Origin of the sequence: Robertkochia flava, from assembly GCF_020166515.1 — a bacterium.
Lineage (GTDB): Bacteria > Bacteroidota > Bacteroidia > Flavobacteriales > Flavobacteriaceae > Robertkochia > Robertkochia flava.
In genome coordinates this window covers 64221-78237 of sequence record NZ_JAINZT010000006.1, presented here as the reverse complement: position 1 = coordinate 78237, position 14017 = coordinate 64221, and the positions used below count along the sequence as shown (strand labels likewise).

Annotated in this window: 9 protein-coding genes; 4 read left to right on the top strand and 5 right to left on the bottom strand. The window is 46.5% G+C overall.

Annotated elements, in window-relative coordinates; genetic code table 11:
• The first annotated feature begins 9 nt into the window (after positions 1-9).
• Positions 10-3324, top strand: a complete 3315-nt coding sequence (locus K7R11_RS09455; protein WP_224490303.1) for a S41 family peptidase — start codon at positions 10-12, stop codon at positions 3322-3324.
• A gap of 76 nt (positions 3325-3400) precedes the next feature.
• Here the strand turns inward: K7R11_RS09455 and menD are convergent, their stop codons facing one another.
• The 3 genes from menD to K7R11_RS09440 all read right to left on the bottom strand — a co-directional run bounded on the left by menD (position 3401) and on the right by K7R11_RS09440 (position 6743).
• Positions 3401-5185, bottom strand: a complete 1785-nt coding sequence (gene menD / locus K7R11_RS09450; RefSeq protein WP_224490302.1) for a 2-succinyl-5-enolpyruvyl-6-hydroxy-3-cyclohexene-1-carboxylate synthase — start codon at positions 5183-5185, stop codon at positions 3401-3403.
• Positions 5186-5271: 86 nt separating this feature from the next.
• The gene (locus K7R11_RS09445) at positions 5272-6324 is read right to left on the bottom strand and encodes a chorismate-binding protein (protein ID WP_224490301.1); all 1053 of its coding nucleotides are present in this window, start codon (positions 6322-6324) and stop codon (positions 5272-5274) included.
• Complete coding sequence (locus K7R11_RS09440) at positions 6321-6743, bottom strand: PaaI family thioesterase (protein WP_224490300.1); 423 nt, start codon at positions 6741-6743, stop codon at positions 6321-6323. The genes K7R11_RS09445 and K7R11_RS09440 overlap by 4 nt, the downstream gene beginning before the upstream one ends.
• A gap of 274 nt (positions 6744-7017) precedes the next feature.
• Between K7R11_RS09440 and K7R11_RS09435 the strand changes: the two genes are divergently transcribed.
• Complete coding sequence (locus K7R11_RS09435) at positions 7018-7518, top strand: nicotinate-nucleotide adenylyltransferase (protein WP_224490299.1); 501 nt, start codon at positions 7018-7020, stop codon at positions 7516-7518.
• Positions 7519-8750: 1232 nt separating this feature from the next.
• Here the strand turns inward: K7R11_RS09435 and lpdA (K7R11_RS09430) are convergent.
• Positions 8751-10142, bottom strand: a complete 1392-nt coding sequence (gene lpdA / locus K7R11_RS09430; protein ID WP_224490298.1) for a dihydrolipoyl dehydrogenase — start codon at positions 10140-10142, stop codon at positions 8751-8753.
• Between the two features lie 1177 nt (positions 10143-11319).
• Here lpdA (K7R11_RS09430) and K7R11_RS09425 point away from each other — a divergent pair.
• A complete protein-coding gene (locus K7R11_RS09425; RefSeq protein WP_224490297.1) occupies positions 11320-11703 on the top strand; it encodes a four helix bundle protein in 384 nt (127 codons plus the stop codon).
• 132 nt (positions 11704-11835) lie between these two features.
• Entirely contained in the window at positions 11836-12246 is a 411-nt protein-coding gene (locus K7R11_RS09420; protein ID WP_224490296.1) for an endonuclease domain-containing protein, read from the top strand.
• A 174-nt stretch (positions 12247-12420) separates the two neighbouring features.
• Here the strand turns inward: K7R11_RS09420 and lpdA (K7R11_RS09415) are convergent, their stop codons facing one another.
• Positions 12421-13827, bottom strand: a complete 1407-nt coding sequence (gene lpdA / locus K7R11_RS09415) for a dihydrolipoyl dehydrogenase (protein ID WP_224490295.1) — start codon at positions 13825-13827, stop codon at positions 12421-12423.
• Positions 13828-14017 lie beyond the last annotated feature (190 nt).

Below are 14017 nucleotides of genomic sequence, written 5' to 3'. Positions count from 1 at the left end.
ACATTTTTCATGAAACACATAAAAAACCACCCGGGAACAGTACATTCTCCTGTTCCCGTTCATCAAAAGGCCCTGTTTCGCCTCACCCTGTTCGCCTTGTTACTTTGCTTAGGGAAAACTGCATACAGCCAGGGATTCCAGGGGTATTACCGTTTTCCGACCCTGCATGAAAACACCATTATTTTCAGTGCAGAAGGCGACCTGTGGAAGGTTTCCGACCAGGGCGGACAAGCCATTCGGCTTACCACCCATCACGAATCTGAGGCCTACCCCGTGATCTCACCCGATGGAACCCAACTGGTTTTCACCGCCAGTTATGAAGGGCCGGAGGAACTGTACATGATGCCCCTGTCCGGGGGAGTGCCTGTACGGCTTACCTACGAAAATGAAGGAGCGGTCCCAACCTCCTGGATCAATAACGAGGAGGTACTTTATCATACCACGGCATATGCCACCCTTCCGGATCTGCAGGTAGTAAAACACAACACCAAAACCCATACAGAAAGTCTTATCCCACTAGCTCAGGCCAGTGAAGCCGATATCGACACACAAACCAATACGGTATATTTCGTGAGTCCGAGAGACCACAGAAATGTGACCAAACGATATAAAGGCGGTACTGCAAGGCAGATATGGAAATTCACAGAAGGAGCAGAAGAGGCCGTTAAGCTCACCAACGACCATCCCGGAGAAAGTTTCAATCCCATGTATCACAACGGAAGGGTATACTTTATTACCGACAGAGATGGCATCATGAACATCTGGTCTATGAATACGGAGGGTGGCGATATGATACAGCACACCCAACACAAAACCTACGATATTCGTACAGCAGACCTTTATGATAACAGGATCGTGTACCATCATGGGGCCGATATCCGGATACTGGACCTCAACACGGGGAATTCGAAAAAACTGGATATATGGTTACCCTCCGACCTGGATCAACTCAGGGAAAAATGGGTTACCAACCCTACCGACTACCTTACTTCGGTAAACACCGATCCGGAAGGTGAACATATAGTGCTTACGGCCCGCGGACGATTGTTCGTAGCCCCGGTAAAGACGGGAAGGTTTGTCAATTTCGCTCCTAAAGAAGGTGTACGTTACAGGGACGCATTTTTCTCAGCCAACGGGAAGTCGGTATATGCCCTCTCTGATGAAAGTGGCGAATTTGAATTTGTCAGAATAGATCCCCAGGGGATAAAAGACAAAAAACAGGTTTCAGCCAACGGTAGCGTACTTCGCTTTGGTGGCGTGAATTCGCCTGACGGGAAATACATCGCTTTCCATGACCTGGAAAACAATATGAACCTGCTGGACGTTAACACCGGAAAAGTAAAGGTGATCTCCACCAATAACGAAGGCATTGGCGATTACTCCTGGTCTCCGGATTCCAGATGGATCAGCTTTGTACAAAGTGCAGAGAACACCATGCTTCAGATCATGCTCTATAACCTGGATAAGGGCACTACCACGGCTGTGACCACCGACAGGGCCAATTCCTTCAGTCCGCAGTGGAGCCCCGATGGTAAATTCCTCTACCTTATCTCCGACCGTAATTTCCAGAGCCTGGTAGGAGCTCCCTGGGGGCCCCGTCAGCCGGAACCTTATTTTGACGCTGCCGAAAAACTCTACCTCATCCCCTTACAGGCCGGCACCCGGTCGCCTTTCAGGCCAAAGGATGAGCTTTTTACACAGGAAGTACCGCCTGCCGAGGATGATAAAAAGGGAAAACCATCCAAAAAAGAAACCGAAGCCTCCGCTGTAACCGTCACCATAGACCTGGAAGGCATCAGGGAGCGACTTACTGAGATTCCTGTAAAACCGGGAAATTACCGCAACCTAAGGGTTAACGATAACACCCTGTTCTTTACGACTGCAGAAACGGGTGTGGATGCGAAAACCCACCTGGTTTCGGTAAAGATCTCTGATGAAAAGACAGAGATGCAAACAGTTATGGACGATATTAATCGCTTTGAACTAAGCGGCAATGGTAAGAAGATCATCGTACAGAAAAAACAGAATTTCTATGCCATTCCGGCTTCTCACGGCAAGGCTCTAGATCTTGAAGAAAAAGGTATAGACCTTTCCGGATGGAAATTTCCGGTTTCTCCTAGGGAAGACTGGAAACAGATCTTTAACGACGCCTGGCGTATGGAGCGCGACTATTTCTACGATCCCGGAATGCATGGGGTAAACTGGAAAGCGATGTACGACCGGTACTATCCGCTATTAGACAGGATCACCACCCGGGAAGAACTGTCGGATCTGATTGGGCGTTATGTAGGAGAGCTTGCGGCGCTCCATACCAGTGTTCGCGGAGGAGATACCCGCGAAGATAAAAATGACATCGATGTAGCCAGCCTGGGTGCTCGATTTAAAAGAGATGATGCCTCAGGCGGATACAGGATCGAACACATCTACCAGGCCGACCCGGATTATCCGGATGAGAGGTCTCCCCTGGACGATCCCTATCTCCAAATTGAGGAGGGCGATATCATTACCGCTATTAACGGCACCCCTGTGCTAAGTGTTACCCATATCGGTGCCCTGTTGCGTAACCAGGGCGGGAAACAAACAAGGATCACCTTTAAAACCGCAAAAGGAGAGGTGAATAAGATCCTGACACCCATAGGCAATGATATGGACCTCAAATACCGCGATTGGGAATATTCACGCAGGAAGATCGTGGAGGCAACGACCGATGAACAGGTGGGATATGTGCACCTGAGAGCGATGGGACCGAATGACCTCCATCAATGGTACCGCGAATTTTACCCTGTTTTTAACCGTCCGGGACTCATTATAGATGTGCGTCATAACCGCGGAGGGAATATTGAAAGCTTCATCCTTGAAAAGCTGTTGCGCAAGGCATGGATGTACTGGAAATCCCGTTCCGGAAAACCCTACTGGAATATGCAATATGCCTTCCGGGGCCATATAGTGATCCTGGTGGATGAACTCACCGCCTCAGACGGGGAAGCCTTTGCCGAAGGATTCAAACGGCTCGGACTGGGAACCAGTATCGGGACCAGAACCTGGGGTGGTGAGATCTGGCTGAGTTCGGTGAACAGGCTATCCGATAACGGGATCGCCCGGGCCCCGATGAATGGAGTCTATGGCGAAGAGGGAGAATGGCTGATCGAAGGACACGGATTTGTGCCTGATATTGAAGTCGTCAATATGCCCCATGCCACCTTTAAGGGAGAAGACGCCCAGCTGCAGGCGGCCATAGACCTCCTCTTAAAAAAGATAAGCGAAGATCCGAGGGAAGTACCGGAAGTTCCGGCATTCCCGGATAAATCCTTCAGAAACAATTAACCCTGAAAAAAAGATCGCCCTTAAAACAGGCGATCTTTTTTTATTTCTTTCAGGCTACTTTCTGCCCGGTGAATTTTTAGGACGGCTCCGTTTGGGAAAGATACCTGAAGTATTCCTGAAGCACTTTATCGTTGAGTGTCCTTGGAGTAAACACTTCGAGTAATTTTGGTCGGTCTCCTTCCTTATAAAAAGTGGTTAGTTGGGCCTTCAGTTCCTCATCACTCATTGCCCTGTGGTATTCCAGCCCGAAAGTGTCACAGATACCCTCTGCGTGCAGGTTATGGGTGGTTTCAAAGTAGGTTTCAAAATCCGGATCCTGTTTGTCTCCGGGAAGAATGCGAAATATCCCTCCCCCTGCATTATTGATAAGGATGATCCTGAAATCATTTTTCAGGTAATTGTTCCAGAGTCCGTTGCTGTCGTAGAAAAAGGAAAGATCCCCGGTGATCAGAAGGGTGGGTACTTCATTCTTAAAGGCCGCGCCCACCGCCGTACTGGTACTCCCGTCTATCCCACTGGTACCCCGGTTACAAAATATTTGAAGCTCCGGGTCCAGGGTAAACAACTGGGCGTAACGTATGGTGGAACTGTTGCTCAGGTGCACGTTAAAAGGCGTGGGAATGGTTTTCAGTACGGTTTCATAGGCTTTCAGATCGCTGAAGGACAGCCCCCTGAAATAGTTTTCGTGCCGCTGGGAACGATCTTTTCTTATGGCATCCCAATAGGGGTAATAGGCACTATCCACCGGATGTATTTCCATTGCAAAACGCTCCAAAAAGACTCCAATGTCCAGTTTAATATGTTTTTCCAGGCAGAAAAACGTGTCAAACGCCTTTTTCACATCCACGTGCCAGTGGTGCTTTGGCTGGTACTTCCTTAGGAAAGCCTTTACCTTTTTGGAGACCACCATGCCCCCAAAGGTGAGGAGCACTTCAGGTTGCAACTCTTCCCAGTACCTGGATGCATCTTCCATCTTTTCCAGGGGTGCTATTAATTTGTCAATAAAGGGAAAAGCCCTCGAAGTATGTAAATTTGAGGTGGTTTCGGTAAGGAGCACTACAGAATCATCATTTACCAGTTGTTCCAGCAGTCTTTGCTCCAGGGAACCCGGTTTCAAAACCCCTACCATTACGATCTTCCGCTTTGCCTTATTCCAGATGCCTGCCATCTCTTCCATATCCCGGTCAGTCACCATAGTGGTCACCGGAGTAATCTCATTTACATCAGGTGCTACGGTAGGTCTTTCCAGCCTGTTATACAAGGGTTCCTCGAAAGGGGCATTAAGATGTACAGGACCCATTTTCTCAATGGCCGTGTTCAGGGCCTTGTTGATCTCTTCTTCATTATAGGCTTGTACCCCGTTTTGAAGCGTGAGGTCCTTATGAGCAAGTTGCATCAGCGGCGGAATACTGTCCTGGTCACGCTGCAGCGGATTATCATCCTCCCGCAGGTCCTGTTTCAGGTTGGCCGAATACAGGATATGTCGCTCGAAGATATTGTCCTGTCTTATGGTTTGCCCATCCCCGATATCGATTCGGTACGGTGGCCTGTCGGCAGAGATCACCACCAGGGGCACATCACTGTAAAAAGCTTCAGAGACGGCGGGAGAGTAATTGAGAAGTGCAGAACCGGAAGTACACACCACAGCCACCGGTTGCTGTTGTTGTGCCGCCATTCCCATGGCAAAGAAGGCCGCACTGCGCTCATCGACGATACTATAGGTGTTAAAATACGGATCGGAGGTAAACCCTATGGTGAGGGGTGCATTTCTGCTCCCGGGAGAGATCACTATATTTTGGATGCCTTTGGCCTTGCACAGGAACACGATGGTCTGGGCCAATGGTATTTCAGGATATTTCATCAAAATCTTAAGCTAGTTCGGTGTTACTACCACAAAAGTACTCATTAGGTCATCCAAAACCCAAAAATAATATTCGCCCGGGAAGGCTAAAGCACCGAACGCATGGTGGCACTTTTATTCACGGTCTCCTCCCATTCTGCCTGAGGATCGGAGTCGCGGGTAATTCCTCCCCCTACATAGAGATGATACTGCATTCCGCTCATCTCCATACAGCGAAGGTTGACGAACAGATCAGTGCGATATCCGGGATCTACCGGACCCAGGTAACCTGTATAATACTTGCGGTCGTACCCTTCGTGATCCAGAATAAATGCTTTGGCAGTCTCCCGCGGTAAACCGCATACGGCCGGAGTTGGATGCAGAACCTTTACAATATTTACCAGGGGAGATTCCCCGGCACGAAGCGTGGCTCTTATCGGAGTCAGCAGGTGCAGCAGGTTCCCCGCCTTAACCGTACTGGTATTTCCGGCAGTCACTTCGGCAACATGAGGCGCCATATTTTCAAGAATGGAACGGGTTACCATGGCCTGTTCCTCCTTTTCTTTCGCTCCCCATTCCACCTCCAATGTTCCCTTGTAGGGTTGTGTCCCGGCAAGAGACATGGTTTGCACCTCCCCGTTTCTCACCCTTAAAAGCGTCTCGGGAGTAGCACCCAGCCAGGTCCCCACCCCGGGATGATGCCACAGATAACGAAAAGCCCCGGGGTACCCCTGCAGTAAGTTTTGAAAAACTTCAAAGGGAGCCTTCCCTGGATCGGGTAAGGTGATGCGCCTGGAAAGCACCACCTTCTCCAGGACACCCGTTCTTAAAGCTTCAAGAGCCCTTCGGATTAAATTGATATGCCCTTCGGGACGATCTTCCTTAAGAACAGCTACCGGTTTTAATTCAGGAGATTCCGGATCATATAGTGCAGTATATTCTTCATCAGAGGGGATCAAAACGCCGGGATGACCTTCGTGAAAAGGTTCAAAAACAAATCCCTTACGGTCAAGGCTTCCCGAAGGAATCACCGCTTTGGTATGCTGAACACAGGCATGAACCTCATTTTGCCCCGGAAAAGTATAGACCACAAAAGGTCTGTCTTCCTTCCAGACGGAGGTCAGGGTATCAAAAAGTTTGGCTGTGGTCAATGTTGTCATTTGGTTTTGGGAAGAGATATGGTAGTGAGTTTACAGGACGAAACCAGTTTTCCATCTCCGTCTGTTACCTTAATATCCCAAAGTTGGGTGGTTCGGCCTTTATGCAGAAACCGGGCGGTGGCATAGACGTAGCCCGATCGTACAGAGCTCACGTGATTGGCAGCGATCTCGACCCCTCTTATAAAAACCTTCTCATTATCCAGAAAAATGAGGGATGCGGCACTCCCCACACTTTCGGCAAGGGCTACAGTAGCCCCACCGTGGAGTACCCCGTCGGGTTGATGCACTTTTTCATCCACCGGCATCCTGGCGGTCAGATAATCCTCCCCAATATCGGTATAGGTAATATTCAGGGTTTCCATCAGGGTGTTTTTGGTAATCGCGTTACATCGCGCAAGCATCTTTTCTTTGTCTGCCATTGTACAGGAGATTTAGCTGTAAAAATACAAATCAAAGTAAAAGGATGTTTTCCCATCCCGAAATCTTTCCGGGAAAAGCGCAAACGCATCTGCCAAAAATGTGTAAAGCCTATCTTTCAAACGGTATACAAAATAACCTTACAAATACTATCATAACAATCCTGCAACGAATCATCCAACTTTCACATAATCAATCGAATAATGACGGCGGTCAGGATTTCATCGGAATGATTTTAATAATTTAAAAGACTGTTAACCAATTAAATATACAACGATGAAAAAGTTATTGCTAGGTTTAATGATGCTGGGAGTGACCGTCCCTTTGATGGCACAGGATATAGAGTTATCTGAAGTGGTCGTAACGCCTGTAAACTATAAATATCTGCAGTCTGTAGACAATCAGCAGGCCGCAGTTCCGGTAAAGATGCTGGAGCAGAAAGTTGCCAATTACGACATAAAGCATTCCGATATATACGATGATTCATACGATACTTATACGGTTTCCTTTTACATTCCGGACGGCAAGATCGTTGCCGCATATGACAAAGACGGAAACATCGTACGTACCATTGAAAAATTCGAGAACACGAGATTACCAGACGCGGTTAGAGACGCTGTTGTAGAGCGCTTTCCCAACTGGGTGATGACCGAAAATGCCTTCAAGGTGACCTACCACGACAAGAAGGGCATGAATCATAAGGGGTATAAGATCACCCTGATGAACGGCGACCAGGTTGTGAAAGTAAAAGTTGACCAGGACGGTAATTTTATGTAAGTTTACGTTGAACAAGGGTTTATGAACAACCACCTTGTAAACAAAGATCCCGGGATAACCTCCCGGGTTTTTTTATGGTAACAGGTGAGCGAATAGGTGGATAGGTAAATGGGTAAATAGGTAAATAGGTAAAGTTATTAAGTCTAAAACGATTCAACCATCTATAATCTATCATCAATAATCCATAATCCCCTACCTCGTACCTTCGTAACCCGTAACCCGTCACTAAACTAACAGATTCCTTCGCCCCGGGCCCGCAATGGCAGCAGGTGGCTAATAGGTGAATAGGTGAATAGGTAAATGGGTAAATGGGTAAATGGGTAAAGTTATTAAGTCTAAAGCGATTCAAGCATCTATAATCCCTTTCCCCGAATGTGGGTAAATAGGCAAATAGGTGAATAGGCAAAGGCGTAAAGACGTAAAGTCGTGAAGTTGTAAAGATGAAGCAGCCCCGGCATCCATATATAATCTATCATCAATAATCCCTTAACTCCTACACTTGTTCAAGAGATTGCCACGTCGCCCGAAGGCCTCCTCGCAATGACGGCAGTCAGGTAGGTAAATAGGTGAAGTTATTAAGTCTAAAGCGATTCAACCATCTATAATCTATAATCAATAATCTATAATCCCCTACCTCGTAACTCCGTAACCCCGTAACCCGTCACCAAACTAACAGATTCCTTCGCCCCGGGCCCGCAATGGCAGCAGGTGAGCGAATAGGTGAATAGGTAAATAGGTAAATAGGTAATTAGGTAAATAGGTAAATGGGTAAAGTTATTAAGTCTAAAGCGATTCAACCATCTATAATCCCTTTCCCCGAATGTGGGTAAATAGGCAAATAGGTGAATAGGCAAAGGCGTAAAGACGTAAAGTTGTGAAATTGTGAAGTTGTGAAGTTGTAAAGATGAAGCAGCCCCGGCATCCATCTATAATCTATCATCAATAATCCCTTAACTCCTACACTTGTTCAAGAGATTGCCACGTCGCCCGAAGGCCTCCTCGCAATGACGGCAGTCAGGTAGGTAAATAGGTAAAGTTATTAAGTCTAAAGCGATTCAACCATCTATAATCTATAATCAATAATCTATAATCCCCTACCTCGTACCCCCGTACCCTAAAGAAAAAAACCACCCCTCCCAAAAGGAAGAAGTGGATTCTATTTATTTTATATGCGGAGGGTTTATCCAGCGGATTATCCTTGCTGATACTTTAGTATTTACAGGCTTACCGGACTACAAGTGGATCACCTCATCGTAAGCGGCAGCAACGGCTTCCATTACGGCCTCACTCATGGTTGGGTGTGGGTGTACTGCCTTCAGGATCTCGTGTCCTGTGGTTTCCAGTTTTCTGGCTACAACAGCTTCAGCGATCATATCGGTAACCCCGGCTCCGATCATATGGCAACCGAGCCACTCGCCGTATTTGGCATCGAAGATCACCTTTACGAACCCGTCAGCATTTCCTCCGGCCTTGGCCTTACCACTGGCTGAGAATGGGAATTTCCCTACTTTAATATCATATCCGGCTTCCTTAGCCGCCTTTTCGGTATATCCTACAGAGGCAATTTCCGGCATACAATAGGTACATCCAGGGATGTTGTTATAATCGATAGGCTCTACGTGCATGCCTTTGATCTTCTCCACACAAAGGATCCCTTCAGCCGATGCTACGTGGGCCAGGGCCTGTCCGGGAGTAACGTCACCAATGGCGTAGTATCCGGGAATGTTGGTCTGATAGAAATCGTTTACCAGGATCTTATCCCTGTCGGTAGCAATACCTACGTCTTCCAGTCCGATTCCCTCAATATTGGTTTTGATCCCCACTGCACTAAGCACGATATCGGCCTCAATAATCTCTTCTCCTTTTTTGGTCTTAACGGTAGCTTTAACGCCCGAACCGGAGGTATCCACCTTGGTTACCTCTGCAGAGGTCATCACCTTGATACCAGATTTCTTAAAGCTGCGCTCCAGTTGTTTTGAAATTTCTTCATCTTCCACTGGAACCACATTAGGCATGAATTCCACCACGGTTACCTCTGTACCCATGGAGTTGTAGAAGTAAGCGAACTCCATCCCGATAGCCCCGCTACCTACAACGATCATCTTTTTAGGTTGCTTGGGAAGGGTCATGGCCTCGCGGTACCCGATCACCTTTTTCCCGTCCTGCGGAAGGCTGGGAAGCTCACGGGAACGTGCTCCGGTGGCAATAATAATATGGTCTGCGCTGTATTCGGTGGTTTTTCCGTCTGCACCTTTTACATCGAGCTTCTTTCCTGGCTTCAGTTTCCCGAATCCTTCCAAAACATCGATCTTATTCTTTTTCATCAGGAACTGAACCCCCTTGCTCATTCCATCGGCAACCCCACGGCTGCGTTTCACCACCTTGTCAAAGTCCTTGTCATAACTTTTTACGGTGAGTCCGTAATCGTCGGCGTGCTTCAGGTACTCAAATACCTGGGCCGATTTCAGTAATGCTTTGGTAGGTATACACCCCCAGTTTAAACATACGCCCCCGAGGCTTTCCTTCTCTACCACGGCGGTCTTGAATCCGAGTTGCGAAGCCCTGATAGCGGTTACATAGCCTCCGGGTCCGCTTCCTAAAACGATTACGTCATATTTACTCATATCGTAAAATTTAATTGTCAGTTTTTTGCGGGTACGAATTTAGTGATTATTTGGGGAAGATGCTAAGGGAGTTTTGGTTGTTAATTGTTAGTTGTTAGTTGTTAGTGGTGAGTCGGGAGCTTGCCTGCCTGTGCGCAGCACGGTAGGTCGGGAGTTTGAGTTTGAGTTTGAGTTTGAGTTGGATAAAAAGAAATTACCAACAAATAGAAACTAACAACTAATACAATACAGTATTCTCAGTAGTATTAAGGAAATTTATCTGTTTTCCATTTCCCCCTGAACTACTCTCCATTCTCTACGCTCTTTAAGATATTGTTTCATCCCAGGAAGCAGGTGAGCAAATAGGTAAATGGGTAAATAGGTAAATGGGTAAATAGGCGAATAGGCAAATAGGCAAAGTAATAAAGTTGTTAAGCATATTGCGATTCAACCATCTATAATTTATACTCCATAATCCCTTAACTCCTTCACTACTCTCTATTCTCTATTTTCTTCTCCCTACTCCCTACCTCCCCACATCCCTACATCCCTTAAAAAGATTGCTTCGTCCCAGGGCTCTCAATGAAAGCGGGGGGCCTAATAGGTAAATTGGCAAATAGGTAAATGGGCGAATAGGTGAATAGGTGAATAGGTGAATAGGCAAAGTAATAAACCTGCCGGCAGGCAGGGTTGTTAAGCATATTGCGATTCAACCATCTATAATTTATAATCCATAATCCCTTAACTCCTTCACTACTCTCTATTCTCTTCTCCCTACTCCCTACCTCCCCACATCCCTACATCCCTACATCCCTTAAAAAGATGGCTTCGCCCCCGGGCTCGCAATTACAGCAGGGGAGCTAATAGGTAAATGGGTAAATAGGTAAATGGGTAAATAGGTGAATAAGTGAATAGGCATAGTAGAAAAATTGTTAAGCTAATAGCGATTCAACCATCTATAATTTATAATCTATCATCTATCATCAAAAATCCCCTACCTCCCATCCGAATGCACTGCAGTAAAAATGGTCAGTCGTTTTCGGGATACCGGTTCATTACCCCGCTTGCAAAAGCCAACCGAAAGACCAAAAACCCACTTAATCAGCTACTTACATCAAAAAATTATTACAAAACCAACTCTGTATATAGAATATTTACTATATTTATTAGAACAATCTAACAACAAATCCCTCCCTTTATGATCCACAATTACAAAAATCACAGGGACCTCCCCGTCTGGAAACCCAGCATCGAGCTGGTACAATCGGTTTACAGACTGCTCTCCATCCTTCCTTCCCCAGAAGAATTCCATTTATGCGCCTTAATAAAGAAAACCGTTGTTGAAGTCCCGGCCTCCCTGGCAAAAGGCAGTAAAAAGGCCACCTCAGAAGCAGAGTTCATTTACTACCTCGACCAGGCCAATTCGTATCTCTATGCCTTAAAAGCACAGCTCGGCATCCTTTCCGACCTCGGACTACAAACACCGCGTAAAATCATCGACAACCAGATCAAACCCCTGAGGCTTCAGATATTCCTGGTTAAACGGACCATTGAGAAGACGAGGTTTAATGATATTTCGTGAAGGTACATACGAGATGGGTGAAGCGGGAAGAGAAATAATCCAACTCTAAATTAATTAAAAGCATACTAAAGAAAATCCATTTCATTTCCCCTCCCTAAAGGGTGGAAATGGATTTTCCAAGAACCTCAGTAAATGAAAAAAACAGAACAACCTTATCACGATCTGAGTATGTCGAAGGGAGCTAAACCAGAAACATTTCTCAAAGCTCAGCAACTAAGAAAAAATCTAACTAAGGCTGAAAAATGCTTAAAAGCGATCCTGGACAGTCCACCTTTTGATTCCTATAACTTCAGATGCCAGCATCCTTTGGGTATTTACATTTTGGACTTTTATTCCCATAGTTTAAAAATGGTAATTGAAGTTGACGGGCCATACCATAGTTCAAATGAACAGATTCTTGCTGACCGGGAAAGAACTACCTATCTTGAATCCTATGACCTTAAAGTCATTAGGTTTACAAATCGCATGGTCCTGAATAATGCAGAGAAAGTAAAGGCTATCCTAATTACATTGATAAAACCTGGTTTTTCCTCCTCCCTTTAGGGCGGGGAAAAGAGGAAAACCATGAAGTGCATAATTTCACCATCGTCTTTATCCATCTTCCGTAACCCTTGTAACCTCTGTAACCCTTGTAACCTCTGTACCCCCCAAAAAAAACCGCCTCCATAATGGAAGCGGCTTTTCATATTATCATCCTCTAAACAGGATCTCAGGTCATTAGATATGCAGTGCACGATCCTCCGTGGCGGCCAATGCAGCTTCTTTCACTGCCTCCGCATAGGTGGGGTGGGCATGACTCATTCTGGAGATATCCTCGGCACTGGCGCGGAACTCCATTGCGGTTACAGCCTCCGCGATCAGGTCGGCAGTACGCGCTCCGATCATATGAACTCCAAGCACCTCATCGGTTTCGGCGTCGGCAAGGATCTTCACGAATCCGTCTGTATCCATAGACGCTCTTGAACGTCCAAGGGCACGCATCGGGAATTGTCCGCTTTTATATTTTACTCCTGCATCCTTCAGTTCTTCTTCGGTTTTCCCAACAGAAGCCACTTCCGGCCAGGTATATACCACTCCCGGAATCAGGTTGTAGTCGATATGCGGTTTCTGACCTGCCATGATCTCAGCAACCATTACCCCTTCTTCCTCAGCCTTATGGGCCAGCATAGCCCCTTTGATCACATCTCCGATAGCGTAGATGTTGGAAACGTTGGTTTGCAGGTGATCGTTCACTTCCACCTGTCCGCGGTCGTTCATCTTCACCCCTGCAGCTTCCAGGTTGAGTCCGTCGGTATACGGACGGCGACCTACTGAAACCAGCACATAATCGCCTTCGAGTACCACTTCTTTTCCCTTTTTATCGTCTGCTTTTACGGTCACCTTCTTCCCGTCTCGGGTAACTTCTTTCACCTTGTGAGAGGTATAGAACTTGATCCCGGCCTTCTTAAACACCTTGGTGAGTTCCTTGGAAAGCGCTGCATCCATGGTTGGAATAATGCGGTCCATATATTCCACTACAGAAACCTTGGCTCCAAGGCGACTGTACACCTGTCCGAGTTCCAGTCCGATTACCCCGCCTCCGATCACGATCATGTGTTCGGGAACCTCTTTCAGGGAAAGGGCTTCGGTAGAGGTGATCACACGTTCCTTATCGAGTTCGATAAAGGGAAGACTGGAAGGTTTTGATCCCGTGGCGATGATCGTCTTTTTCGCTTCGATCTGTTCTTTCTCCCCGTCATTTTTAGCGATATCGATATGGGTGGCATCGGCAAACGATCCGAGTCCGTGATACACATCAATCTTATTCTTATCCATCAGGAAGTTGATCCCTTTGGTGGTCTGATCCACTACCCCGTTTTTACGGGCGATCATTTTTTCCAGGTTTACCTTCACCTCCCCGGGAATTTCGATCCCGTGCTCTTCAAAATGCTTTACCGCATCCTCATAGTGGTGGGAAGAATCCAACAGGGCCTTTGAAGGGATACAGCCCACATTCAGGCAGGTTCCTCCAAGGGTATCGTATTTCTCAATGATTGCAGTCTTCATTCCCAGCTGGGCGCAGCGAATGGCTGCCACATACCCTCCGGGTCCGGAGCCGATTACGGCTACATCGTAGGTTTTCATATATGGATATTAGATCGTTTTTGTTTTACGAGCATCAAAAGTACAAAAATTAGTTAGTAGTTAATAGGGAGTCGGGAATAGGGGGATTGATTATGGATTATGGATTATGGATTATGGATTATAGATGATAGATTATAGATTATAGATTATAGATTATAGATGGAAATTAAAAAATATGTAACACTATGAT

What these genes read in the sequence shown, in the direction of transcription:
- lpdA (WP_224490298.1), bottom strand. Translation starts at nt 10,142, where the DNA reads ATGAGTAAATATGACGTAATCGTTTTAGGAAGCGGACCCGGAGGCTAT.
- lpdA (WP_224490295.1), bottom strand. Translation starts at nt 13,827, where the DNA reads ATGAAAACCTACGATGTAGCCGTAATCGGCTCCGGACCCGGAGGGTAT.
- K7R11_RS09425 (WP_224490297.1), top strand. Translation starts at nt 11,320, where the DNA reads ATGATCCACAATTACAAAAATCACAGGGACCTCCCCGTCTGGAAACCC.
- K7R11_RS09440 (WP_224490300.1), bottom strand. Translation starts at nt 6,743, where the DNA reads ATGGCAGACAAAGAAAAGATGCTTGCGCGATGTAACGCGATTACCAAA.
- K7R11_RS09420 (WP_224490296.1), top strand. Translation starts at nt 11,836, where the DNA reads ATGAAAAAAACAGAACAACCTTATCACGATCTGAGTATGTCGAAGGGA.
- menD (WP_224490302.1), bottom strand. Translation starts at nt 5,185, where the DNA reads ATGAAATATCCTGAAATACCATTGGCCCAGACCATCGTGTTCCTGTGC.
- K7R11_RS09435 (WP_224490299.1), top strand. Translation starts at nt 7,018, where the DNA reads ATGAAAAAGTTATTGCTAGGTTTAATGATGCTGGGAGTGACCGTCCCT.
- K7R11_RS09445 (WP_224490301.1), bottom strand. Translation starts at nt 6,324, where the DNA reads ATGACAACATTGACCACAGCCAAACTTTTTGATACCCTGACCTCCGTC.
- K7R11_RS09455 (WP_224490303.1), top strand. Translation starts at nt 10, where the DNA reads ATGAAACACATAAAAAACCACCCGGGAACAGTACATTCTCCTGTTCCC.